The 23945-nt window shown below is 61.3% G+C and carries 23 protein-coding genes; 6 read left to right on the forward strand and 17 right to left on the reverse strand.

Annotated features, from left to right (window positions below):
- The first annotated feature begins 197 nt into the window (after positions 1-197).
- From AC244Q_RS17235 to AC244Q_RS17260, 6 genes are all read left to right on the forward strand, one after another.
- Positions 198-1127 carry an ABC transporter permease gene (locus AC244Q_RS17235; protein WP_012758674.1) on the forward strand — a complete coding sequence of 310 codons (930 nt, stop codon included), beginning with the start codon at positions 198-200 and terminating at the stop codon, positions 1125-1127.
- Positions 1124-2251, forward strand: a complete 1128-nt coding sequence (locus tag AC244Q_RS17240) for an ABC transporter permease (protein WP_128406852.1) — start codon at positions 1124-1126, stop codon at positions 2249-2251. Before AC244Q_RS17235 ends, AC244Q_RS17240 begins: the two co-directional genes overlap by 4 nt.
- A gap of 58 nt (positions 2252-2309) precedes the next feature.
- Positions 2310-3281 carry an ABC transporter substrate-binding protein gene (locus AC244Q_RS17245; RefSeq protein ID WP_003561937.1) on the forward strand — a complete coding sequence of 324 codons (972 nt, stop codon included), beginning with the start codon at positions 2310-2312 and terminating at the stop codon, positions 3279-3281.
- 505 nt (positions 3282-3786) lie between these two features.
- On the forward strand, positions 3787-4977 hold the full coding sequence (locus AC244Q_RS17250; RefSeq protein ID WP_012758676.1) for an efflux RND transporter periplasmic adaptor subunit: 1191 nt from the start codon (positions 3787-3789) through the stop codon (positions 4975-4977).
- Positions 4978-4989: 12 nt separating this feature from the next.
- A complete protein-coding gene (locus AC244Q_RS17255; protein ID WP_012758677.1) occupies positions 4990-8316 on the forward strand; it encodes an efflux RND transporter permease subunit in 3327 nt (1108 codons plus the stop codon).
- 165 nt (positions 8317-8481) lie between these two features.
- On the forward strand, positions 8482-9165 hold the full coding sequence (locus AC244Q_RS17260; protein WP_012758678.1) for a Crp/Fnr family transcriptional regulator: 684 nt from the start codon (positions 8482-8484) through the stop codon (positions 9163-9165).
- Between the two features lie 120 nt (positions 9166-9285).
- Here AC244Q_RS17260 and ureG read toward each other — a convergent pair whose 3' ends face one another.
- The 17 genes from ureG to urtA form a co-directional block, all read right to left on the reverse strand.
- Complete coding sequence (gene ureG / locus AC244Q_RS17265; RefSeq protein WP_003542294.1) at positions 9286-9897, reverse strand: urease accessory protein UreG; 612 nt, start codon at positions 9895-9897, stop codon at positions 9286-9288.
- Positions 9898-10087: 190 nt separating this feature from the next.
- Positions 10088-10759, reverse strand: a complete 672-nt coding sequence (locus tag AC244Q_RS17270) for an urease accessory protein UreF (RefSeq protein WP_128406854.1) — start codon at positions 10757-10759, stop codon at positions 10088-10090.
- Positions 10760-10765: 6 nt separating this feature from the next.
- Positions 10766-11362 (reverse strand): urease accessory protein UreE, encoded by a 597-nt coding sequence (gene ureE / locus AC244Q_RS17275; protein ID WP_113546108.1) that lies wholly within the window; start codon positions 11360-11362, stop codon positions 10766-10768.
- 86 nt (positions 11363-11448) lie between these two features.
- Positions 11449-12309, reverse strand: coding sequence for a GGDEF domain-containing protein (locus tag AC244Q_RS17280; RefSeq protein ID WP_012758681.1), 861 nt, complete (start codon positions 12307-12309; stop codon positions 11449-11451).
- Between the two features lie 331 nt (positions 12310-12640).
- Positions 12641-13312 carry a TIGR02117 family protein gene (locus AC244Q_RS17285; protein WP_012758682.1) on the reverse strand — a complete coding sequence of 224 codons (672 nt, stop codon included), beginning with the start codon at positions 13310-13312 and terminating at the stop codon, positions 12641-12643.
- A gap of 31 nt (positions 13313-13343) precedes the next feature.
- Positions 13344-15056 (reverse strand): urease subunit alpha, encoded by a 1713-nt coding sequence (gene ureC, locus AC244Q_RS17290; RefSeq protein ID WP_012758683.1) that lies wholly within the window; start codon positions 15054-15056, stop codon positions 13344-13346.
- Between the two features lie 3 nt (positions 15057-15059).
- Entirely contained in the window at positions 15060-15683 is a 624-nt protein-coding gene (locus AC244Q_RS17295; protein ID WP_128406863.1) for a Urease operon accessory protein, read from the reverse strand.
- A gap of 16 nt (positions 15684-15699) precedes the next feature.
- Positions 15700-16107, reverse strand: coding sequence for a lysozyme inhibitor LprI family protein (locus AC244Q_RS17300; protein ID WP_128406855.1), 408 nt, complete (start codon positions 16105-16107; stop codon positions 15700-15702).
- Positions 16108-16129: 22 nt separating this feature from the next.
- Positions 16130-16435 (reverse strand): urease subunit beta, encoded by a 306-nt coding sequence (locus AC244Q_RS17305; RefSeq protein ID WP_003561953.1) that lies wholly within the window; start codon positions 16433-16435, stop codon positions 16130-16132.
- Positions 16436-16445: 10 nt separating this feature from the next.
- A complete protein-coding gene (locus AC244Q_RS17310) occupies positions 16446-16697 on the reverse strand; it encodes a DUF1272 domain-containing protein (protein WP_033179987.1) in 252 nt (83 codons plus the stop codon).
- 10 nt (positions 16698-16707) lie between these two features.
- A complete protein-coding gene (locus AC244Q_RS17315) occupies positions 16708-17010 on the reverse strand; it encodes an urease subunit gamma (RefSeq protein ID WP_003561955.1) in 303 nt (100 codons plus the stop codon).
- 33 nt (positions 17011-17043) lie between these two features.
- Entirely contained in the window at positions 17044-17865 is an 822-nt protein-coding gene (locus tag AC244Q_RS17320) for an urease accessory protein UreD (RefSeq protein WP_128406864.1), read from the reverse strand.
- A 151-nt stretch (positions 17866-18016) separates the two neighbouring features.
- The gene (gene urtE / locus AC244Q_RS17325; RefSeq protein WP_128406856.1) at positions 18017-18712 is read right to left on the reverse strand and encodes an urea ABC transporter ATP-binding subunit UrtE; all 696 of its coding nucleotides are present in this window, start codon (positions 18710-18712) and stop codon (positions 18017-18019) included.
- Positions 18713-18910: 198 nt separating this feature from the next.
- Positions 18911-19666: an urea ABC transporter ATP-binding protein UrtD gene (gene urtD, locus AC244Q_RS17330; RefSeq protein WP_003561960.1), complete on the reverse strand. Its 756-nt coding sequence runs from the start codon at positions 19664-19666 to the stop codon at positions 18911-18913.
- A 5-nt stretch (positions 19667-19671) separates the two neighbouring features.
- Positions 19672-20835, reverse strand: a complete 1164-nt coding sequence (gene urtC, locus AC244Q_RS17335) for an urea ABC transporter permease subunit UrtC (RefSeq protein ID WP_128406857.1) — start codon at positions 20833-20835, stop codon at positions 19672-19674.
- A complete protein-coding gene (urtB, locus tag AC244Q_RS17340) occupies positions 20832-22469 on the reverse strand; it encodes an urea ABC transporter permease subunit UrtB (RefSeq protein ID WP_128406858.1) in 1638 nt (545 codons plus the stop codon). Before urtB ends, urtC begins: the two co-directional genes overlap by 4 nt.
- A 115-nt stretch (positions 22470-22584) precedes the next feature.
- Positions 22585-23877, reverse strand: coding sequence for an urea ABC transporter substrate-binding protein (gene urtA, locus AC244Q_RS17345; RefSeq protein WP_012758691.1), 1293 nt, complete (start codon positions 23875-23877; stop codon positions 22585-22587).
- Positions 23878-23945 lie beyond the last annotated feature (68 nt).

The following is a 23945-nucleotide window of genomic DNA, read 5'->3' on the forward strand; positions in this document are numbered from 1 at the left end:
GGGCATCTCCCCCACAAGGGGGGAGATCGATATGCTGCACCGGCTTCCCCAAACAAGGATCGCCGTTCCGTTCGCTGCAGAGCTAACACGGAGCGAGGCGCTACCCTCCTGCCGATCTCCCCCCTTGTGGGGGAGATGCCCGGCAGGGCAGAGGGGGGTGGCTGCGCGTTCGACGCCAACCAATGGGGGCAGTCGCTGTGAAACCCGACACCTTCAAGGACAAGATCGTCCCCGTCACCACAATCCTGCTGGCGCTCGTCGTCATCTGGTATATCGCCGCCATCCTCATGAACGCGCCGTTCCAGCGCGACATGGACGGCCGCGCCGGCGTTACACCTACGACCCTCGAATTCATCGGCAAGACTCTGGCGCAGCCGAAGCCGATCCTGCCGGCGCCGCATCAGGTGGCGCAGAACGTCTACGAGAACACCTTCCTGCGCAGCCTTTCGAGCAATCGCAGCCTCGTCTATCACAGCTGGGTAACGCTCTCCTCCACCCTGCTCGGCTTCGGCTTCGGCATGCTGCTCGGCATCCTTCTCGCCGTGCTGATCGTCCATAACCGCGCCATGGACCGCTCGCTGATGCCGTGGCTGGTGGCGAGCCAGACCATACCGATCCTCGCCATCGCGCCGATGATCGTGATCATCTCCTATAACGTGCTGACCGGCGACAATGCCGTTGCACATCTCCTCAATCTCGATTCCGACGCCTCCCGGCTCGTGTCGAAGGCGCTGATCTCCACCTACCTCTCCTTCTTTCCGGTCGCCGTCGGCATGGTGAAAGGGTTGCGTTCACCTGAGATCATGCATCTCGACCTGATGCGCACCTATTATGCCAGCCCGATGCAGACTTTCTGGAAGCTGCGTGTTCCAGCCTCGATCCCTTTCCTCTTCACCTCGATGAAGGTCGCGATCGCCGCCAGCCTCGTCGGCGCCATCGTCGGCGAGCTGCCGACGGGTGCCGTCGCCGGTATCGGCTCGAAGCTGCTCGCCGGCTCCTATTACAGCCAGACCATCGATATCTGGGCCGCCCTCGTCGCCGGATCGCTGCTGGCGGGCATCCTGGTTGCGATTGTCGGCGTCGCGGCGAAGATCGTCGACCGCGCCATGGGCGGGAGGCCGGCATGAGACATCTGACCTTCTCCTGGCAAGCCATGGTCGCCCTCCTCCTCTGCATCGGGGCACTGACGGCCTTGCCGCTTCTGGGCGAGGGCGCGGCGCGCGCCCTCACTGACGGCACGGCAAGCCTCATTTTCATCATCGTCATCGCGGCTGCCCTGCTGTCTCTAGCGCCGCAGCCGCCGGCCTATCGTGCCACCGTGCTGTTTATCGGCGCGCATGGCGCCGCCTGGATGCTGCTTTCCGCTCTTTCCGGCAACGAGGGCACGGCGACGCGGGCTTTCTTCTTGCTGCTCTTCGCCTGCTGGCTGCTTGCCTGGCGATGCGTCACCGAGCTGTCGAAACTGCAGCCCGTCACTACTTCCGGCAAGTCGGCGCTCCAGCTTCTGATTCCGGCGATTTTCGGCGCCTGGATCCTCATTCTCTGGGAGGCGGTCACGCGTGGCGCCGGCGTTCCCTTCATCCTGCTGCCGCCGCCGAGCGCCATCGGCGCGCGGTTCATGGCATCGCTGCCGATCCTCGGCGCGGACGTCAGGCAGACGATCTTCAAGGCAGTGCTGATCGGTTATATCGCCGGCTGCCTCAGTGGCTTCGTCGTAGCGGTGCTGGCCGACCGCATCGCCTTCCTGCGCCGCGGCCTTCTGCCGATCGGCAACATGGTTTCGGCCCTGCCGATCATCGGCGTCGCCCCTGTCATGGTCATGTGGTTCGGCTTCGACTGGCCGTCGAAGGCCGCCGTCGTCATCATCATGACCTTCTTCCCGATGCTGGTGAATACCGTAGCCGGCCTTGCCGCCTCCGGCAGCATGGAGCGTGACCTGATGCGCACCTATGCCTCCGGCTATTGGCAGACGCTGCTGAAGCTCAGGCTTCCGGCGGCAATGCCCTTCATATTCAACGCACTGAAGATCAACTCGACGCTGGCGCTGATTGGTGCCATCGTTGCGGAATTCTTCGGGACGCCGATCGTCGGCATGGGCTTCCGTATCTCCACCGAGATCGGCCGCATGAATGTCGACATGGTCTGGGCGGAAATCGCCGTCGCGGCGCTGGCCGGCTCGATCTTCTATGGCATCATCGCCCTGACCGAACGGGCGGTGACGTTCTGGCATCCGTCTATCCGTGGTGGCTAGGCGCGCACGGGCTCCAGAAACGGGTCCGGGCATAACTTCAGAGGGTAAGGATAAGAAAATGAGAAAGTTGATGGTTGCAATGATGGCGAGCGCGATGTCGCTTGCATCGGCCCATGCGATGGCCGCCGACAAGGTGGTGCTGCAGCTGAAATGGGTCACGCAGAGCCAGTTCGGCGGTTATTACGTCGCCAAGGAAAAGGGCTTCTATAAGGAGGAAGGCCTCGACGTCGACATCAAGCCGGGCGGCCCTGATATCGCCCCCGAGCAGGTGATCGCCGGCGGCGGCGCCGATGTCATCGTAGACTGGATGGGTGGTGCCCTGGTTGCCCGCGAAAAGGGCGTTCCGCTCGTCAACATCGCCCAGCCCTATCAGAAGGCGGGCCTGGAAATGGTCTGCCGCAAGGACGGCCCGATCAAGACCGAAGCCGACTTCAAGGGCCACACGCTCGGCGTCTGGTTCTTCGGCAACGAGTATCCCTTCTTCGCCTGGATGAACAAGCTCGGCCTGTCCACAGAAGGCGGTCCGAACGGCGTCACCGTGTTGAAGCAGAGCTTCGATGTGCAGCCGCTTGTCCAGAAGCAGGCCGACTGCATCTCTGTCATGACCTATAACGAATATTGGCAGGCGATCGATGCCGGCTTCAAGCCGGAAGAACTGACGGTCTTCAACTACACGGAAATGGGCAACGACCTTCTTGAAGACGGCCTCTATGCGATGGAAGACAAGCTGAAAGATCCGGCCTTCAAGGAGAAGATGGTCAAGTTCGTCCGCGCATCGATGAAGGGCTGGAAATATGCCACCGAGAATCCCGACGAAGCCGCCGAGATCGTCATGGATAATGGCGGCCAGGACGACAACCATCAGAAGCGCATGATGGGCGAAGTCGCCAAGCTGGTCGGCGACAGCTCCGGCAAGCTGGACGAGGCGCTCTATGCCCGCACGGCAAAGGCGCTGCTCGACCAGAAGATCATAAGCAAGGAGCCGTCGGGCGCCTGGACGCACGATATCACCGACGCCGCTTCCAAGTAGTTTCGGCAGGATTGCGAAGCGAAACGCGCGGGAGATTTCCGCGCGTTTCGTCATTTTCTGGAGCATGATGGCAAAAACTGTCCGCGGTATTCGGACGACATTCTCTATCTATTTGATTTGGATGCTGATTCAGATTTCCGGTCAGTCGGCCTACATCATCTGCATCCAGCAACCGAAAAAAATGCCTTGCAACTGTCGCATTTTTCGGGCGTCAAACGTCTTAGGGATGAGGCGCGATCAATCTTCGTAATGTTGACATAACCTTGCGGTGATTGATTGACGTCGGAATGGTAATTATTATTGCCTAATGGGGAATTGTTTTCTGCCGGACTTGTAGATCGAGCAAATCGATACCACCTACAAGCCGAATTTGCCGGCGAGGGATGAAGGCGGCAAAGGATCGGCGGATACCTCTGAGAATGCAGGAAGGGCAGTGGCCTGATCGCGCGCTGAGTGGCAGACGCTCGAGTTCGGCCAACCTTATCATAAGATTGGACGAACACGCATGGTACGCAAGCCGACTGGAATTCTAGGCGCCTCTACTCTTTTTGCAGCGGCACTTGCTGCATCCACCGCATTTTCGCAGGAAGCGCCGGTCGCAAAACCGCAGCAGAACCTGCCGGCGATCGTCGTCACCACTGCGGTGAACCGCACCCTCGTCGACCGTGTCATCGGCACCGGAACGGTCAAGCCCGTCGAAGAAGTCTATATCCAGCCGCAGGTCGAAGGCCTCTCGATCCGCACGCTGAAAGCCGATATCGGCGACAAGGTTCAGGCCGAAAGCACGTTGGCGACGCTCAACGATGACGCAGTGGTCCTGGAAAAGAGCCAGATGATGGCGACGAAGGCCAAGGGCGAGGCAAGCCTCGCCCAGCTGCGCGCCCAGCTCATCGAGGCGCAGGCCAATGCCGAACAGGCAAGGCAGCAGCAGGCCCGCGCCCAGGAAATGGTCAAGAAGGGCACGGTTTCCACCGCCCAGGTCGAACAGGCCGATGCGACCGCCGCAGCAGCCAATGCCCGCGTCGTCTCCGCCGAACAGGCGATCGAGGTCTCCGAAGCGGATCTCAAGGTCTTCGACAGCCAGATCGCCGATGCGGATTTGAAGCTGGCGCGCACCGACGTGAAGACGCCGGTCGCCGGCACGGTCTCGGCGAAGAACGCCAAGGTCGGCGCCATTGCCGCCGGCAACGGCGATCCGCTGTTCACCATCATCCGCGACGGTGATATCGAGCTTGTCGCTGAGGTCGCTGAAAGCGATGTCGTCAGGATCATGGCCGGCCAAAAGGCGACGATTTCGCTTTCCGGCAGCCGTGAGAAGCTTTCCGGCGCCGTACGCCTGGTTTCGCCGACCGTCGATCCGGTCACCCGCCTTGGCCTCGTCCATATCTCCATCGATGATGACAGCAAGGCGCGTTCAGGCATGTATGGCAGCGCCGAGATCACCGTGCGCGAGACTGAAGGCGTAGCGCTTCCCCTGACCGCTGTACTCACCGGCAACGAAGGCTCCTCCGCCCGCAAGGTCGAGGACGGCGTGGTGAAATTCGCCAAGATCGAGACCGGCATCCAGGACGGCGCCTATGTCGAGGTCATCGATGGATTGAAGACCGGCGACGAGGTCGTGGCCAAGGCGGGCGCTTACGTTCGCGACGGCGACCACATCACGCCGGTGCGTGAACAGCCCCCGGCTTCCAACTAAAGAGACCATCCGATGAATTTTTCAGCCTGGTCCATCCGAAATCCCATTGCACCACTGCTGGCCTTCTGCCTGTTGGTGTTCATCGGCATGCAGTCCTTCAACGCGCTGCCGATCACGCGTTTTCCGAACATCGACGTGCCGCTCGTTTCGATCAACGTGACGCAGAGCGGCGCTTCGCCGGCCGAGCTCGAAATGCAGGTGACGAAGGAGATCGAAGACGCGGTGGCCTCCATCACCGGCATCGACGAAATCCAGTCGACGGTGACCGACGGTAGCTCGCAGACCGTCGTCATGTTCCGGATGGAAGTGCCGACCGAACAAGCCGTGCAGGACACCAAGGATGCGATCGACCGCATCCGCAGCGATCTGCCGACTACGGCCGAAGCACCAATCGTCTCCAAGGTCGATGTCGAGGGACAGGCGATCCAGACCTTCGCCGTTTCCTCGCCTGCCATGTCGCTGGAAGAACTTTCGTGGTTCGTCGACGATACGATCAAGCGTTCGCTGCAGGGCCAGGCCGGCATCGGCCGTGTCGACCGTTACGGCGGCGCCGAGCGCGAAGTGCGCATCGAACTTACCCCTGACAAGCTCAATGCCTACGGCATCACCGCCGCGAGCGTGAACCAGCAGCTGCGCGGCACCAACATCGACCTCGGCTCAGGCCGCGGCCAGGTGGCGGGAAGCGAACAGGCCATCCGTGTTCTCGGCGACGCCCGCAACGTCGCCGACCTCGCCAACACGACGATCGGCCTGCCGAACGGCCGCTTCGTCAAACTATCCGATCTCGGCGTCATCAAGGACACCTATGAGGAGCCGAAATCCTTCTCGCGCTTCAACGATACGCCAGTCGTTACCTTCGGCGTTTTCCGCTCCAAGGGCGCCAGCGAGGTCAGCGTCGCCGAAACCGTGGCGCAGAACCTCGACAAGGTGCGGACCGAAAATCCGAATGTGAAGATCGAACTGATCGACGATTCGGTCTATTTCACCTACGGCAACTACGAGGCCGCCATCCATACGCTCCTCGAAGGCGCGCTGCTCGCCGTCATCGTCGTCTTCCTGTTCCTGAGGAACTGGCGCGCGACGCTGATTTCGGCAATCGCCTTACCCTTGTCCGCGATCCCGACCTTCTGGATCATGGACATGATGGGCTTCTCCCTGAACCTCGTCAGCTTCCTCGCTCTGACGCTCGCCACCGGTATCCTTGTCGACGATGCGATCGTCGAAATCGAAAACATCGCCCGCCACATCAAGATGGGCAAGACGCCCTATCGAGCGGCGATCGAGGCGGCTGATGAAATCGGCCTTGCCGTCATCGCCACCACTTTCACCATCATCGCCGTTTTCGTGCCCGTTTCCTTCATGCCGGGCATCCCGGGCCAGTACTTCATCCAGTTCGGTCTGACCGTCGCCTTCTCCGTCTTCTTCTCGCTGATGGTCGCGCGACTGATCACCCCGATGATGGCCGCTTATCTGATGCGCGCCGAAGACGCCATGGAAGACCATCACGACAATGATGGCCTGCTGATGCGGGGATACACCCGTCTCATACGTGGCACCACCGGACGCTGGTACACGCGTTATGCGACGCTGATTGTCGCGTTCGCTTTCCTGGTCGGCTCCGTTTTGTTGCTGATGCAGGTTCCCGGCAGCTTCCTGCCGCCGGAAGATGCCTCACGCATCGTTCTCTCCGTCGAGCTGCCGCCCAATGCACGCCTTGACGACACCGAGAAGACGACGGATGCGATCTATGACAGGGTCAAGGACATCAACGGCGTCGATAGCGTCTTCGTCCTCGGTGGCGCATCGCCGAAGGGCGATCTCGAACTGCGCCGTGCGACCATCACGCTGGCACTCGACAAGCTCGACCAATCGCTGGTCAAGAAGATGGTCAACGACGTGATCGGCCGTATCCCCGTCATTGGCCCGAAACTGCCGAAGGTGGAGGTCCACGGCCGTGAACGCCCGCAGTGGGATATCGAAAAGGAAGTCTTCGCCAAGCTGCGTGATATTCCCGACGTCCGGATCCTGAAGCTCAATGACCGCGGCGAACGCGACCTCTCCTTCAACTTCCTTTCCAAGAACGACAAGGACCTGAACGACGCCGTCGGTATTCTGGAATCCAAGCTGCGCGCCGATCCGCTGCTTGCCAATGTCAGCGCCGACGGCTCCCTTCCCCGTCCGGAACTGCAGGTTCACCCGCGCATGGATGAGGCGGCCCGCCTCGGCATTACGCCGCAGCAGATCTCCGAGACGATCCGCGTCGCCACCATCGGCGATGTCGATGCCGCCCTTGCCAAGATCTCGCTCGACGATCGCCAGATCCCGATCCGCGTCCAGGCCGCACTCGACATGCGTCGCGATCTCGCGGCCATCCGGACATTGAAGATCCAGACCGCCAGCGGCGGCACCGTTCCGCTCGCGAGCGTCGCCAATATCGACTATTCGGAAGGCGTAAGCTCGATCAAGCGCAACAACCGCTACCGCGTCGTCTCGATCGGTTCCGACCTGCCGCAGGGCGTAGCACTCGACACGGCTTCGGCCCGCTTCCGTCAGATCGTCAACGACGCCAATATCCCGGCCACGGTGCACCTTGCCGAAAGCGGCGACACCAAGGTGCAAAGCGAGATGCAGCAGAGTTTCGTCAACGCCATGTTGATGGGCCTGCTGTTGGTGCTGACGGTGCTGATCCTGCTCTTCAAGGACGTGATCCAGCCCTTCACCATCCTGTTCTCACTGCCGCTCGCCATTGGCGGCGTCGCAGCCGGCCTGATCCTCACCAGCAATCCGCTGTCGATGCCTGTCATGATCGGCATCCTGATGCTGATGGGTGTCGTCACCAAGAACGCGATCCTGCTCGTCGATTTCGCAATCGAGATGCGCCATCAGGGCATGCCGCGCGTCGAGGCCATGGTCGAAGCCGGCCGCAAGCGCGCCCGGCCGATCATCATGACCTCGATCGCCATGTCGGCGGGCATGCTGCCTTCCGCGCTTGGTGTCGGCGAAGGCGGCTCGTTCCGCGCGCCGATGGCGATCGCGGTGATCGGCGGCATCATCGTCTCGACTGTGCTCTCGCTCGTCGTCGTGCCCTCCTTCTTCTTGATCATGGACGACCTGTCCCGCCTGCTCGGCTGGGCTTTCGGCCGCCTGGTCGGCAGGAAGGACGAGGAGGAGCTGCCGCTGTCGCGCGAGGATCTCACCCGTGTCACTCGGGAGAACCGAAGCGAGATCGACTCGCTGGAGGAGCGCCTGACCGCAATCGAAAAGCCGGAAGGCAAACGCAAGAGCGCCAAGGGCAACGACACCAACGTGCTGCGCCTGCCGCCCTTCGCGGCGGAATAAGCAAGACCCAGGAAAGGAACGGGCCGGGAGCGATCTCCCGGCCCGTTTCGTTTTTTGGTCATGTCTGACGATTGACCGAAATCAAATCCACCGCCATCTCCCTCCCGTATTTTGCCTGGCATGCACGTGGAATTGGAAAGACCGGCCATATCAGGAGACCGGGAGATGAACAGGACGCTGACATTCAACGGCCATGAGGCCGCTGTGCTCGCCAAGGCCGCCTTCATGGCCGGGCTCGACCACAACGAGGCTGAAGCCCTGCGCGCCTGCGCCACCGTTCGCCTCTGCGACCCGCACGACGTTCTCTTCGAGGAGGGCGACAAGGCGGCCTATTTCTATTGCGTACTCAGCGGTTATGTCAGGCTCTATCGCCACAACGGCGACGGCAGGCAGGCCGATATCCGCATCTGCGAGCCCGGCGACGGCTTCGCGGAATGCCTGATCCACGCCGACGAAACCTATCGCACCGGCGCGCAGGCGATGGATCATGCCGTGCTGGCATGCTTCCGCATTCCCAAGGTCCGGCTGTTGCTGGAGGAGCGGCCGCGGATCGGCAAGGCGATCATGCGCAGCCTGTCACTGCATCTGATCTCGACGATGGAATGCCTGGCAAGCGACCGGATGCAGACCGCGCCGCAGCGCGTTGCGCATTATCTGCTGACCCACTGTGCCGGGAACGGTGCGGCCGGTTCGCTGCGGTTGCCCTTTCCGAAAAACCTGCTTGCCCGCAAGCTTGGCCTCGCACCGGAGGCGCTCTCACGCGCCTTCTCGACGCTGAAGACGAAAGGTGTCACGGTGCGCGGCCGGGCGATCGCCATCAGCGACGTCAACCTGCTGCGGCAGGTCTGACCGCCAAAATCATCCCGCTTTAGAGCAATTCCAGCAAAAGTGCGTAGCGGTTTTGCGTCCGGAATTGCGTGAAAACAAAGAGATAGAGCATTTCCGTGATTCGGAGAAAAACGGAATGCTCTAGAGCCCGCCCTGCTCCCTGAGGAAGCTGACGATCGAACTGACGCCGTCGCCGCGCTTCATGTCGGAGAAGACGAAGGGGCGGCTCGCACGCATGCGCGTCGCATCCCGGTCCATGACCTCGAGATCGGCGCCGACATAGGGCGCCAGATCCTTCTTGTTGATGACAAGCAGGTCCGATCGGGTGATGCCGGGGCCTCCCTTGCGCGGGATTTCCTCGCCCTGGCAAACCGAGATGACATAGATGGTGATATCGGCAAGATCGGGCGAAAAGGTCGCCGCCAGATTGTCGCCACCGGATTCGATGAAGACAACGTCGAGATCGGGGATTCGCTGGTTGAGGCCGGCGATCGCCTGCAAATTGATCGTCGCATCCTCGCGGATGGCGGTATGCGGGCAGCCGCCCGTCTCGACGCCGACGATGCGGTCCGACGTCAATGCTTGCATCCGCACCAGCGCCTCGGCATCCTCTGTCGTGTAGATATCGTTGGTGACAACGGCGACGGAATAGTCGTCGCGCATCGCCTTGCAGAGCTTTTCGGTCAGCGCCGTCTTGCCCGAGCCGACCGGCCCGCCGATGCCGACACGCAAAGGTCCGTTTCTTGATTTCATATGCCTTACTCCAATCGAACCCCGATGATAACGAAGCCGCCCACCCGCGCCACCGTCAAATGACTTAGAGCGCCTGTTTTTCTTCGAATCACGGAAGCGCTCTATCTCTTGGTTTTCACGCAATTCCGGACGCAAAACCGCTGCGCACTTTTGCTGGAATTGCTCTCACCGCAGCGATAATTTCGGACAATCACGAACGGAACAGCCGCGTCGCCTGCGTCTCGTGGCGCAGGCTGGCAATATCGGCCTGCACCGTCGCCGAACCCAGATCGTCAAGCGTCGAGGCTGCCGCCCGCCGGGCGACCTCCGTGATATGGTCTTCGAGACCGGCAAGCACGGCGACACCATCCCTTTGCCCCGCGACACCGAGGCGGATGCCTGATGAAACCGCTTGTGAGGCATAGGCATGCAGGAAGGCGGCAAGCGCCTTCTCGGGCTCTATGCCATGGGCGCCCGTTACCGCCCCGACCGCAATGGGATAAGCGACCTTGCCGGGTAGCCGATCGAACACCCCCTCCGGCCAGGCCCGCGCCGCTGCGAGAAAAGCCTCGCCGAGCAACATCGTTTCCTGATGGCGCTCGCGTGATCCCGCAAGCGCCTCGGCAAGCACGGCGATCTCGGCAAGGCGTACGGCTTCCACTTGGTGCCTGTGGCTTTCAGCCAGAAGCACCGCATCGTTCCAGACCGAACCATTGCCGATCAGCGTGGCGGTCCAGGCCGCAAGCGAGGCAGCATCCGTGACCAGCCCGTCGGCAACCGCCCGCTCCAGCCCGCCCGAATAGGCAAAGCTGCCGATCGGAAAGGCCGGTGACAGCCATGCGGTCAGGCGCAGCAATGCCTGCAGCTCGCGATCCCCGGTCATCAAGGCTCAGTCGTGCTTGTGGTCATGATCATGACCGCGATCGTGGCGGTGTTCATGCTCGTGCTCGTAGCCATGTTCGTGATCATGGTCATGGCCGTGATCATGCCCGTGGTCATGCCCGTGGTCATGATTGTGATCGTGATCGTGATCATGCCCATGCGAATGCCCGCCTTGGGAATGATAGGCCCCGCGCGCCGGCTGGAATGGTTCGTCGATCTCGAGGACGACGGCGCCGAGGCCCTGCAGCATGGTGCGGATGACATGATCGCGGAGGATGACGATGCGGTCTTCCTCGATCTGCGCGGCAAGATGCCGGTTGCCGAGATGCCAGGCGAGCTCGACCAGATGCGTGCGGTCGCGGCCGCGAACCTCGAAGAGCTTCTCGTCGGCAGCGAGGATCTCGATCAGTTCGCCGTCGTCGCGCACCAGCAGATCGCCATTGGCAAAAAGCACCGGATCCTTGAGATCGAGCATGACCATCTCGCCATTTTCCAGATGCAGCAGCTTGCGGCGCAGATGGCGTAGATCATGCGGCAGCTTGACCTGGGCGATCGGATGGGAGGAAGGGGTTCCGGCAGGAAGATAGGAGGTGACGCGCTGCATGATATGTCCGTTTTGCTGAGAGGACGACCATGCAAAATAGCTCTTCCCGATGCAAGCACCAATGGTCTTTCGTTCGGGTCCGGTTTTTATATTCCGTAAGCCTGCATCACATTGTCGCTCTCCGGTCCGCCCTCGCCATCGACGCCCTTATCGACGAGCCCGTGCCAGGCGTGATGCAGACCTTCCCGCTCGTGTACGACGCGATTGCGCCCGAGCGCCTTGGCGAGATAGAGCGCCCGGTCGGCGGAGGCATAGACCGCCTGCTTGTTGCGCCCGGCGACGAGATCGGCAACGCCGCCGGAAACGGTGATGCGGATATCGTGCCCCTCGGCTTTGATGGCGCCGCCGGCGATCCGGGCTCGGACACCTTCGACGCGCTCCATCCGCGCCTCCAGCGGTTCCCCGGAGACGATGACGCCAAACTCCTCCCCACCCAGCCGTGCGACGACGGACATCTCATCGAAGGCGGAGGTGAGCATGGCCGAAACGGCAATGATAACGGCATCGCCGCAGCCATGGCCGAAGCGGTCATTGATCGTCTTGAAACGGTCGACGTCAAAAATGACCAGGGACGCGTCGCCATCAGTATTCTCAAGCGCCTCGGTAAAAGCCCGCCGGTTGAGCAGTCCGGAAAGTGTATCGGTGCGGCTGAGCTTTTCGAATTCCGCCCGCGAGAGCGCGAGATCGCGCATGGCAAAGCCGGCGAACAGTGACAGCATGCCGGAAACCGTACCGCCGATCAGCCAGGAAAAGATCGCGCTGAAGCCAATTGCATGAGCGAGTGTCACCGGCAGCAACCCGAGAAGATCGAGCGACGGCATCGTCAATGCGATAATGACTCCCGAGAGAATAACGGCGAGAAAAGCCATCTTCAGGGCGAAGACGTAGACGTTCTTGCGGTATTGAAGATCGCCGAAATCGGCCTGCAGCGAAATCCAGTTTCTCATGAGAATCAACCTTCCTGCTCGGCGTTTCCAGGCATTGATAAGAGCCCAATTGCTGCGGGTGTCTTAATCGACTCGTTAAGATTCGAACGGTTTCGGACGAATCGGTGGATAGAACTTTTCTAGCAGGGGATGCAGTTTTCCAATCTCTGAATCGAACAGCGCAGAGAGACACTTAAATTACTGATATAAAAGAGATTTATTGATCACTGCGGGGCAGATGTTCCAGAATGGTTTAGCTGGGGAAAACATCGGTTCTTCCACTGATTTTTACAACCATATGGAGAGCGCTGTTCACAATTCACTTTAAGAGCGGACTGGCTCTACGGCTGCTTCAATTGTAGACAGAAACAGACAATCGCAATGCTTGTGGAATCGGGCTCCATAAGCCGGTTCGAAGCCCAGCCGAACGCAGGGCGGCGGCGCTCCAGGTGTTGCAGCCGAAGAGAGCGTTGAAGTATCCCCTGGCCTCGAAGAAACGGTCGATCTCGCCGTAACCGGCATCCGGGATCGGCACCACCGCGCCCGCGTCGCGCACGAAGCTGTCCGAGATAAAATTGCGCAGCTGCGCCAATTGATCGTCACTGACATTGAATGCCGCAACAGTCGGCTGCGGCTCGGTGATATGACCGGCAAGATCCACATGCAGCACTGAACGGTCGATTGTCAGCGCGCGCAACACCGGCAGCGGCTTCAGTTCCGCCCATGTGGGAGTTTCCAGATAGAAGGCCCGACCGCCCCAGCCGATAATGAGCCACTCCGCATTCGGATGGCCGAGCGGAAAACCGGTATCGTCAAGGAAGGAAAAGGCAGCCCGCGTTTCCGCGTCGAGCGGAATGGCAATATCGGTATGGATCGGGCCCGACAGCAGCAGAATCCGATGCGTCACCGCCGCAGACGACGCCTTGACCGGCGCAATCAGCGGCCGGGGAATGAAGATTCCGCAGGCCGCCGAAAACACGAGCAGGAATACGATCCGCAACAACCAGCGGATGCCTGTCCTCATCGGAGCCGTCCATCACACATCCGACCTGGGCCTAGAACAGGAAGTAGCGCTGCGCCATCGGCAGCACCGTCGCCGGCTCGCAAGTCAGCAGCTCGCCGTTCGCCCTGACCTCATAGGTCTCCGGATCGACCTCGATCTCGGGTGTCAGGTCGTTGTGGATCATCGATGCCTTGGAGATGCCGCCGCGCGTGTTTTTCACCGCGACCAGCTCCTTGGCGACGCCGAGCCGGCCCTTCAGGCCGGCATCGAGCGAGGCCTGGCTGACGAAGGTGACGGAGGAATTGGTGAGGCTCTTGCCATAAGAGGCAAACATCGGCCGGTAGTGTACCGGCTGCGGCGTCGGGATCGAGGCATTCGGATCGCCCATCGGGGCGGCCGCAATCGAGCCACCGAGCAGCACCATATCGGGCTTCACCCCGAAGAAGGCCGGGTTCCAAAGCACGAGGTCGGCACGTTTGCCGACTTCAACCGAGCCGATCTCACGGCTGAGACCATGGGCGATCGCCGGGTTGATCGTATATTTGGCGATATAGCGGCGGACGCGGAAATTGTCGTTGTCGCCCTTTTCCTCCTTCAGCCGGCCGCGCTGACGCTTCATCTTGTCAGCCGTCTGCCAGGTGCGGATCGCCACCTCGCCGACGCGGCCCATGGCCTGGCTGTCGGACGAGATGATCGAGAAGGCGCCGATATCGTGCAGGATGTCTTCGGCGGCGATCGTCTCCTTGCGGATCCGGCTTTCGGCAAAGGCGATATCTTCGGGGATCGACGACGACAGGTGATGGCAGACCATCAGCATGTCGAGATGCTCGGCAATGGTATTGACCGTATAGGGACGCGTCGGATTGGTCGACGACGGAATGACATTCGGCTGGCCGCAGATCTTGATGATGTCAGGCGCGTGCCCGCCGCCCGCCCCTTCCGTATGGAAGGCATGGATGGTGCGGCCCTTGATGGCGCCAATCGTATCCTCGACGAAGCCGCTTTCGTTCAGCGTGTCGGTATGGATCATCACCTGCACGTCGTATTCGTCGGCAACCGACAGGCAGCAGTCGATGGCGCCTGGCGTCGTACCCCAATCCTCGTGCAGCTTCAGCGAGGTGGCGCCGGCCAGCACCATTTCGGTCAGCGCCCCCGGCAGCGAGGCATTGCCCTTGCCGGCAAAGGCAAGGTTCATCGGAAAGGCGTCCGCGGCTTCAATCATGCGCGCCAGATGCCAGGGACCGGGCGTGCAGGTGGTGGCAAGCGTGCCGTGTGCCGGTCCGGTGCCGCCGCCGAGCATGCAGGTCATGCCGCTCATCAGCGCTTCCTCGATCTGCTGCGGCGCGATGAAATGGATATGGCTGTCCATGCCGCCAGCGGTGACGATCTTGCCTTCGGCGGCGATCGCCTCCGTGCCGGGGCCGACGATGATGTTGACACCCGGCTGCATGTCGGGATTACCGGCCTTGCCGATCGCGACGATGCGCCCATCCTTGAGCCCGATATCGGCCTTGTAGATACCCGAATGATCGACGATCACCGCATTGGTGATGACCGTATCGACCGCGCCATCCGCCCGCGTCACCTGGCTCTGGCCCATGCCGTCGCGGATCACCTTGCCGCCGCCGAACTTCACCTCCTCACCATAGGTGGTGAAATCCTTCTCGATCTCGATGAAGAGCTCCGTATCGGCAAGGCGCACCTTGTCGCCGGTGGTCGGTCCGAACATGCCGGCATAGGCGGCGCGCGAGATCTTGTAGGGCATCTATCAGGCTCCTTGGGAGGAAGAGACGAGTGTTTTTCCGCCGAGCCGCTTGAGGCGGCCAGCGGCAATATAACTATCGACAAGCTGTCGTTCGGCCGCAAATGGGTGCCATTCCCAGCCGACGTGGCCGAAGCCGGCAAGCGTCACCTCGGCCTCGGCATATGTGTTCAGCACCTCGGCAATGACGATCATACCGCTGCTCGGCACGACATAGGGCGACGGAGAAAACGCCGAAAGCGAGGCATCCACGGACTCGTGAACCGCCTTGCCGATGACGACGTGCTTCTTGCCGGTATCGGCGCAGAAGACACTGAATTCATCCGTATAGTCGTCGCAGAAATCGTCGAGTTCCGGATGCGAGACGGCAAGCGGTGCCCGCATCGCGGCGAATTTTTCCGGGTCGCGCACGCTCCAGATTTCGCCCGCCGACACCACGCCCGGATGGGTGCGCCACTCACGCGAGCCGAGCATCGCCTTTGCCGGTCTGCCGGTATTGCAGACCGCGACGGCATCCGTGCGGCTGCCGCCGGCGCCATAGGAGCGGCAATCATTGAAGCGGATGACGAAATCGGCGGCATCGATGATGCCAGCCCCGCCCTCCTCAACGTCGCCATTGCCGACGATCATGATTTTCCTGATCACCCTAGTTGCTCATCGTATCTTCGAGCTCTTTCAGCTCTTTCGTGCGTTTGTCCGTGATGTTGGCGAGACACCCGGCGACCAGCATCGGCTCCATCGTGCCGCCGCGGGCCTGAAAGCCGAAGGCGTCGCATTCGGCGTCGCGATAATCGATCCAGGCGCGCTGCGCCTTGACCAGCGCCTGCTCTGCACCCTTCCTGTCGCCATCCAGGTCCTTGTCGATCGCTGCCAGGACGGCGCGGGTCTTCTTGTATTGCGCATTTAACGCCTTGTCGGCGGCCTCATGGCGCCCCGCTTCGCAAGAAGTCATGTCCGATTGCGTCTTGGGACTGTTGCAATCGATATCCTCAGCTGCGGCAGCACCTGCCGTCAGCAGCATCGCCGCCCCGACGAGGCAGATATTCAAGCGCATGCGTTTCTCCAGACTATTGTTCTTAAAGCTTGCCCATCACCAGCTGGCGGAAGCCGTAAACCTCGCGCTTGCCGGAAAGCGGGATCAGCGTCACCGAGCGCGTCTGCCCCGGCTCGAAGCGCACCGCCGTCCCCGCCGGGATATCGAGCCGCTTGCCGTGTGCTACCGCGCGATCGAAGGAAAGCCCGGCATTGGTCTCGGCGAAATGATAGTGGCTGCCGACCTGCACCGGCCGATCGCCGGTATTGGAAACCTCCAGCGTCACCGTCGGCGCGCCGGCATTCAGTTCGATGTCGCCGCTTGCGGCAATGATCTCGCCTGGAATCATCTCGTCCTCCTTAAGCCGCCTTGGGCGCGCAGCCCTCGGCCTTCAGTACGCGCTTCGTCGATGCCGGATTTTTGGCGAGCATGGCCGCCGGCCGAATAGGCCTCGCGACGAGATTGCCGCCGCAGTTCGGGCAGACACCCTTCAGCACGCCGTCCACGCAATCGGCGCAAAAGGTGCATTCGTAGGTGCAAATCCGTGCCTCAGCGCTGTCAGGCGACAGATCCTTGTCGCAGCATTCGCAATTGGGCCTGAGCTCCAACATTCCTATCTCCTCACCGGATCGGTTCGTGCACGGTGACAAGCTTGGTGCCATCGGGAAACGTTGCCTCCACCTGCACGTCATGGATCATCTCTGCAATCCCCTCCATCACCTGGTCGCGGCCGATCACATGGGCACCGGCTTCCATCAGCTCGGCAACCGGACGGCCGTCGCGGGCGCCTTCGACGACGAAGTCGCTGATCAGCGCGATCGCTTCGGGATAGTTCAGTTTGACGCCGCGCTCCAGCCGCCTCCGCGCCACCATCGCCGCCATCGAAATCAACAGCTTGTCTTTTTCTCTCGGAGTGAGGTTCATCGCTTGTCCATCTGCTTGATCGAATGCTGAAGTTCATAGATTCCAGACTTTCGGCACAGGCGCACCATTGCGCAAGGCGGAAATGACCGGGATCAGGATTTTTCTGAGTGAGAAGCCGTCGGCTGCGGCAAGGCGAACGACGAGCTTGCCATTCCAAGCGCTGGCACCGCCCATCGATCCTTCGACGAGCGGCCGGACTTTCCCAAGATAGGCTTCTGAAAGCTGCCCGGCATAAAGCAGGGTCGCAAAGGCCACCTGTCCGCCGAGGACCGCCTGTCGCGCCGTCAGCGCCGCCACACCTTCGGAAAGTCTGAGTTCTTCGGCGTGGATCAGTTGGCTCGAACGCCGGATGCGCCAGCGGTCGCGGAACAGCCCTGATACCACCGCCTCACCCATCGCCTTGCGGCCGAGCAGCACGGCCTCCACAGCCAGAAATTCGGCGCTCTCGTCAAGATCGACATCCAACCGGCGGAAAAGTGCGGCCCGGTCGAAGAGGATCGTTTCCTGCGGCAGCCAGTCGACGCGGGCTTGGGCTCCGACCTTGATGCTGGTCGCCACCTCGGCGATGCCGGCCGATGCCTTGTAGATCTTCTCGCAAGCTTGAGTGGTGACATCGATGCGCGTGCCGGCGCCGGCATCCACGCTCCAATCCATTCGATCGCCGCCTGTCAAACCGCCAGCGGTATTGATGATGACGGCTTCCATCGAGGCGTCGAAGGTATCGGGCAGGCGGATCTTCGCTGCCCCCTCCTGATAGAGTTCACGGATGCGCGTGCGGCCATCGAACAGCTTTGCCGCCAGATGTCCGCGCCCTTCCGCTCTTTGCGGTCTCGTGCCTGCCGCCGCAATCGTCATATCGTCCCTTTCGGTCGCGCCCCTGGTTTTCATTCAAGCGCGCGGATAGCGGAAAGCAAGCAATTCCTATGCCGTCCCGAGCAGACCCTTGGCGGCGGCGGAAGGTTTTCCACGCACCGCACCCTCTGCTGCAAAATGCGGCACCTGCCAGTCAGACAGTCAGATGGCGGCGGGCCTCCGGCGTATCCAGCGTCTCGGCAAGCCCTTCATGCACGATTTCGCCGCGGTCCATGATGTAGACATAGTCGGCAAGCTCGCGGCAGAAATCGAGATACTGCTCGACGAGCAGGATCGCCATGCCTGTGGAGTCGCGCAGGTAGCGGATCGCCCGGCCGATATCCTTGATGATCGATGGCTGAATGCCCTCGGTCGGCTCGTCGAGCACGAGAATCCGAGGCCGCGTCACCATGGCGCGCCCGATCGCCAGCTGCTGCTGCTGCCCGCCGGAAAGATCGCCGCCGCGACGTGACAACATCGACTTCAGCACCGGGAAAAGACTGAAGATGTCATCGGGGATGTTGCGGTCGCGGCGGCCAAGCGGAGCAAAGCCGGTTTCGAGATTTTCCTTGACTGTCAGCAGCGGGAAGATTTCACGCCCCTGCGGCACATAGCCGATGCCCTGCTTGGCGCGGGCAAAGGGCGGCATGCCGTTGAGCTTGGTTTCATTGAAGGTGACGGTGCCGGCCGACAGCGGATGCTGGCCGGTAACGGCGCGCAGAAGAGAACTCTTCCCCACGCCGTTACGCCCCAGCACGCAGGTGATCTTGCCCATCTCCGCTTTGATCGAGATGCCGCGCAGCGCCTGAGCGGCGCCGTAGTGGAGGTTTGCGTTTTCGACTGTCAGCATCGGTTTCCCTTTACATTCAAACTGCTGTCGGAGCAGGCCGCTGCCCCTCATCCGGCTGCCGCCACCTTCTCCCCGCTTGCGGGGAAAAGGGAATATACCGCGACCTGTCCGTCCCTCGTCCACCTCTCGCATGGCACGTCCCCTCGCCCCGTCTACGGGGAGAGGGTTAGGGTGAGGGGCATCCGGCAAACACGACGCTCACCGCCCCAAATAGTTCTCGATGACCTTCGGATCCGAACTCACAAAATCGATCGATCCCTCCGCCAGCACCGATCCTTCAGCAAGGCAGGTCACCTTGACGCCGAGGTCACGGATGAAGCCCATGTCGTGCTCGACGACGACGACCGACCGGGTTTTGGCGATATCCTTGAGCAGGATCGCGGTTTCCGCCGTCTCCGCATCGGTCATGCCGGCCACCGGTTCATCGACGAGCAGAAGCTTCGGCTCCTGCGCCAGCAGCATGCCGATCTCCAGCCACTGCTTCTGCCCGTGCGAGAGATTGGCGGCGAATTCGTCGCGGCGATGCGTCAGCCGCACCGTTCCGAGGATCTCCTCGATGCGCGCCTTGTCCTCGCCGGAAAGCCGGTAGAGCAGCGTCGAGAACACACCACGACGTCGGTTCAGCGCCAGCTCCAGATTGTCCCACACCGTATGGCTTTCGAAGACGGTCGGCTTCTGAAACTTGCGGCCGATGCCGAGCTGAGCGATATCGGCTTCGTCCTTCTTGGTGAGATCGATCGTGCCGTTGAAGAACACCTCACCCTCATCGGGCCGGGTCTTGCCGGTGATGATATCCATCATCGTCGTCTTGCCGGCGCCGTTCGGGCCGATGATGGCGCGGAGTTCACCGGGCTCGATGACGATCGACAGCGAGTTCAGCGCCTTGAAGCCGTCGAAGGAAACCGACACGCCATTGAGATAAAGCACGCTGGTGGGTTTGACGTCGGGGATCATGGCGCTCACTCCGCTGCCTGGATTTTCGGCTCGATACCGTCTTCCTCAGCCGCCGGTGTTCCCGCCTTGGAGACAGGCTTCCGCTTGCCGAGATATTGCGAAATCGTACCGACGACGCCCTTCGGCAGGAACAGCGTGACGGCAACGAAGAGGCCACCGAGCGCGAACAGCCAGAACTCCGGGAAGAGGCCGGTGAAGATCGTCTTGCCGCCGTTGACGAGGATCGCGCCGATGATCGGCCCGATCAGCGTCGCCCGCCCGCCGACCGCCGTCCAGATGACGACTTCGATCGAATTGGCAGGGGCGAACTCGCCCGGGTTGATGATGCCCACCTGCGGCACGTAAAGCGCGCCCGCAATGCCCGCCATCATCGCCGAAACGACGAAGGTGAAGAGCTTGAAATGCTCGACGCGGTAGCCGAGGAAGCGCGTGCGGCTTTCGGCATCGCGCACGCCGACCAGCACCTTGCCGAACTTCGAGCGCACGATCGCCGAGGCGATCAGCAGCGATAGAGCCAGGAAGATCGCGGTTGCTGCAAAGAGGGCTGCACGCGTGCCGTCGGCCTGGACGTTGAAACCGATAATGTCCTTGAAATCGGTAAGGCCGTTATTGCCTCCGAAGCCCATGTCGTTGCGGAAGAAGGCCAGCAGCAGCGCATAGGTCATCGCCTGGGTGATGATCGAGAGATAGACGCCGTTGACGCGTGAGCGGAAGGCAAACCAGCCGAAGACGAAGGCGAGCAGGCCGGGTACGACGAGCACCATCAGCGCCGCAAACCAGAAGTGGTTGAAGCCGTACCAGAACCAGGGCAGATCCTTCCAGTTCAGGAACACCATGAAGTCGGGCAGAACAGGATCTCCGTAGCTGCCGCGCGTGCCGATCTGGCGCATCAGATACATGCCCATCGCATAACCGCCGAGCGCAAAGAAGGCACCGTGGCCGAGGGAAAGGATGCCGCAGAAGCCCCAGACGAGGTCGAGCGCCAGCGCCAGCAGCGCATAGGTCAGATACTTGCCGAACAGCGACATGATATAAGTCGGAACGTGCAGCGGATTGGTCGGCCCCGTCATCAGGTTCAGGACCGGCACGAGGACCGCGACCAGAAGCAGGAGGGCGATGGCAATGACGATCTTGCGATCGAGTGATCGGAGAAGGAAGGCCGTAATCATGCTTCCACCGCCCTTCCTTTGAGTGCGAAGAGCCCGCGCGGACGCTTCTGGATGAAGAGAATGATGAGGACGAGCACCAGGATCTTGCCGAGCACGGCGCCGGCGAAGGGCTCGAGGAACTTGTTGACGACGCCGAGCGACAGTGCGCCGACCAGCGTCCCCCAGAGATTGCCGACACCGCCGAAGACGACGACCATGAAGCTGTCGATGATGTAACTCTGGCCGAGGTTCGGCGAGACATTGTCGATCTGGCTGAGCGCCACGCCCGCGATGCCGGCAATGCCCGAGCCGAGCGCGAAGGTGAAGGCATCGACCCAGCCGGTGCGGATGCCCATCGACGACGCCATGCGCCGGTTCTGCGTAACGGCGCGCATCTGCAGGCCGAAGGCGGACCGTTTGAGCAGCAGGAGCAGCGCCACAAAGACCACCATCGAAAAGACGATGATCCACAGTCGGTTCCACGTGATGGAGAGCCCGCCGAGATCGAAGACGCCGGACATCCAGGTCGGATTGCGGACCTCGCGGTTGGTCGGGCCGAAGCTGCTGCGCACCGCCTGCTGCAGGATCAGCGACACGCCCCAGGTGGCGAGCAGCGTTTCGAGCGGCCGGCCGTAGAGATAGCGGATGACGGCGCGCTCGATCACCAGACCGACGAAGCCGGTAAAGACGAAGGCCGCAGGCACGGCAAAGGCCAGCGAATAATCGGCAAGTTCAGGAAAGGCGGAAGTAATGTATTCCTGCACCACATAGGTGGTGTAGGCGCCGATCATCACCATTTCGCCATGCGCCATGTTGATGACGCCCATGACGCCGAAGGTGATGGCAAGGCCGATCGCGGCAAGCAGCAGGACCGAGCCGAGAGACAATCCGTACCAGATGTTCTGGACGATATCCCACAGCGCCAGGCTGCGATTGATGGAGCTGATATCCGCCTGGATCGCCGGCTTCAGGTCGTCAGGCGCGGTTTCGAGTGTGGTCGTGAGGATGGTCAGCGCATCGCGATTGCCGCGCGCCGCGATCGTATCGATCGCAGCCTTCTTGTCTTCGACGCTAGCATCCGTCTTGAGCAGCAGCACTGCGCGCGCCGCTTCCATCGTATTCTTGATCTTAGCGTCCTTTTCGGCCGCAAGCGCCGAGTTCAGCAGGTCGAGATTGGCGGGATCGGCATCTTTCAGGAGGCCCTGCGCCGCGGCAAGCCGCGCGGAGCGGTCCGGGCTCATCAGCGTCAGCTGGCTGGTGGCGGCGCCGATGACGCCGCGAAGCGCGTTGTTGATCTTCACCTTCGTCATCAGATCCGGATCGACATCGGCAGCGGCTTCGCCGGTGATCGGATCGGAATAGGTCGGTTCGTCATCGGTACCGCCCTGGAGAAGAACCGGGCCGCCATCGGAATTGACGTAGAGAAGGCCGTCGCTCAACTGCTGCAGGATCTGGCTGACATGCGGATCCTTGGAAGCGACCAGCGCCTTGATGGCCGCTTCGCGTTCCGGGAAGTCGCCGACGCCGAGCGCGTCGATAAGCACGTGGATATCATCCTGGGCATGGACTTCGCTCGAGATTATCACGCCCGAAAATGTCAGGCCCGAAAATGTCAGGCAAACCGTGATGAGGAAAATCTTTATGGCGCGATACATCGGCTTTCTCGCCCTTGATAGTGTTGGCCTCGCGGCGCAATCGCTGGGACGGAGCTTCCGCCCGGGATCAAACCCGGACGGAATCCTTCAGGCAATCATCGGATCGGAGTCGTACTCAGGAGCCCTTGCCACCGCACTTGCCCGTAGCGACGTTGAAGTTGCCGCAGGACATCGGCTTGCGCCAATCGGAGATCAGATCCTTGGAGTCAGGCAGGAAATCTGACCATTCGTCGCCGACGACGGCAGGTGTCTGCTGGACGATTTCGAATTGGCCGTCGGCCTGGATTTCACCGATCAGCACCGGCTTGGTGATGTGGTGGTTCGGCATGACGGTCGCATAACCGCCGGAGAGGTTCGGAACGCTGACGCCGATAATGGTGTCGAGAACCTTGTCGGTATCGGTCGTGCCGGCAGCCTGGACGGCCTTAACCCATGCATTGAAGCCGATATACGCAGCTTCCATCGGGTCGTTCGTCACGCGCTTGTCGTTCTTGGTGAAAGCGTGCCAGTCCTTGATGAACTTCTTGTTCGCCGGGCTTTCGACCGACTCGAAGTAGTTCCAGGCAGCGAGATGGCCGACGAGCGGCTTGGTGTCGAGGCCGGCAAGCTCTTCTTCGCCAACCGAGAAGGCGACGACGGGGATGTCGGTTGCCTTGATGCCCTTGTTGCCCAGTTCCTTGTAGAACGGAACGTTGGCATCGCCGTTGATCGTGGAAACGACGGCGGTCTTCTTGCCGGTCGAACCGAATTCCTTGATCTTGGAAACTTCGGTCTGCCAGTCGGAGAAGCCGAACGGCGTGTAGTTGGTCATGATGTCTTCTTTCGGAATACCCTTCGAAATCAGGTATGCCTCGAGAATCTTGTTGGTCGTGCGCGGATAAACGTAGTCCGTACCTTCGAGAACGAAGCGCTTGACGCCTTCTTTTTCCATCAGGTAGTCGACAGCAGGAATGGCCTGCTGGTTCGGAGCAGCACCGGTGTAGAAGATGTTGCGCGAGGACTCTTCGCCTTCATACTGGACCGGGTAGAAGAGGATCGAGTTGGTCTCTTCGAAAACCGGCAGAACGGACTTGCGCGACGAGGACGTCCAGCAACCGAAGACGGCGGCAACCTTGTCCTTCTGGATCAGCTCACGTGCCTTTTCGGCAAATAGCGGCCAGTCGGAAGCCGGGTCGACGACGACGGCCTCGAGCTTCTTGCCGAGAAGGCCGCCCTTCTTGTTCTGCTCGTCGATGAGCATCAGCATGGCGTCCTTGAGCGTGGTCTCGGAGATGGCCATGGTGCCGGAAAGCGAGTGCAGAATGCCGACCTTGATCGTATCGTCGGCGGCAACCGCACCGCTGAAGGCAGCCGAGGCCGCCATGACGGCGCCGAGTGCAGCGCCCGCAATAGTAGTTCTGAGATTCATCTGGTTGAGCCCCTCTTCTTGTTCCGCAACAGGCCGGAAACGGAGATTAACTGTTGCTTAAGGGACTA

It is taken from the genome of Rhizobium sp. CB2179 (genome assembly GCF_057653455.1).

Bases quoted from the DNA above. Each gene is read 5' to 3' on its own strand.
- AC244Q_RS17240 (WP_128406852.1), top strand. From the start codon at position 1,124: ATGAGACATCTGACCTTCTCCTGGCAAGCCATGGTCGCCCTCCTCCTC.
- AC244Q_RS17245 (WP_003561937.1), top strand. From the start codon at position 2,310: ATGAGAAAGTTGATGGTTGCAATGATGGCGAGCGCGATGTCGCTTGCA.
- AC244Q_RS17250 (WP_012758676.1), top strand. From the start codon at position 3,787: ATGGTACGCAAGCCGACTGGAATTCTAGGCGCCTCTACTCTTTTTGCA.
- AC244Q_RS17255 (WP_012758677.1), top strand. From the start codon at position 4,990: ATGAATTTTTCAGCCTGGTCCATCCGAAATCCCATTGCACCACTGCTG.
- AC244Q_RS17260 (WP_012758678.1), top strand. From the start codon at position 8,482: ATGAACAGGACGCTGACATTCAACGGCCATGAGGCCGCTGTGCTCGCC.
- ureG (WP_003542294.1), bottom strand. From the start codon at position 9,897: ATGAAATCAAGAAACGGACCTTTGCGTGTCGGCATCGGCGGGCCGGTC.
- AC244Q_RS17270 (WP_128406854.1), bottom strand. From the start codon at position 10,759: ATGACCGGGGATCGCGAGCTGCAGGCATTGCTGCGCCTGACCGCATGG.
- ureE (WP_113546108.1), bottom strand. From the start codon at position 11,362: ATGCAGCGCGTCACCTCCTATCTTCCTGCCGGAACCCCTTCCTCCCAT.
- AC244Q_RS17280 (WP_012758681.1), bottom strand. From the start codon at position 12,309: ATGAGAAACTGGATTTCGCTGCAGGCCGATTTCGGCGATCTTCAATAC.
- AC244Q_RS17285 (WP_012758682.1), bottom strand. From the start codon at position 13,312: ATGAGGACAGGCATCCGCTGGTTGTTGCGGATCGTATTCCTGCTCGTG.
- ureC (WP_012758683.1), bottom strand. From the start codon at position 15,056: ATGCCCTACAAGATCTCGCGCGCCGCCTATGCCGGCATGTTCGGACCG.
- AC244Q_RS17295 (WP_128406863.1), bottom strand. From the start codon at position 15,683: ATGATCGTCGGCAATGGCGACGTTGAGGAGGGCGGGGCTGGCATCATC.
- AC244Q_RS17300 (WP_128406855.1), bottom strand. From the start codon at position 16,107: ATGCGCTTGAATATCTGCCTCGTCGGGGCGGCGATGCTGCTGACGGCA.
- AC244Q_RS17305 (WP_003561953.1), bottom strand. From the start codon at position 16,435: ATGATTCCAGGCGAGATCATTGCCGCAAGCGGCGACATCGAACTGAAT.
- AC244Q_RS17310 (WP_033179987.1), bottom strand. From the start codon at position 16,697: ATGTTGGAGCTCAGGCCCAATTGCGAATGCTGCGACAAGGATCTGTCG.
- AC244Q_RS17315 (WP_003561955.1), bottom strand. From the start codon at position 17,010: ATGAACCTCACTCCGAGAGAAAAAGACAAGCTGTTGATTTCGATGGCG.
- AC244Q_RS17320 (WP_128406864.1), bottom strand. From the start codon at position 17,865: ATGACGATTGCGGCGGCAGGCACGAGACCGCAAAGAGCGGAAGGGCGC.
- urtE (WP_128406856.1), bottom strand. From the start codon at position 18,712: ATGCTGACAGTCGAAAACGCAAACCTCCACTACGGCGCCGCTCAGGCG.
- urtD (WP_003561960.1), bottom strand. From the start codon at position 19,666: ATGATCCCCGACGTCAAACCCACCAGCGTGCTTTATCTCAATGGCGTG.
- urtC (WP_128406857.1), bottom strand. From the start codon at position 20,835: ATGATTACGGCCTTCCTTCTCCGATCACTCGATCGCAAGATCGTCATT.
- urtB (WP_128406858.1), bottom strand. From the start codon at position 22,469: ATGTATCGCGCCATAAAGATTTTCCTCATCACGGTTTGCCTGACATTT.
- urtA (WP_012758691.1), bottom strand. From the start codon at position 23,877: ATGAATCTCAGAACTACTATTGCGGGCGCTGCACTCGGCGCCGTCATG.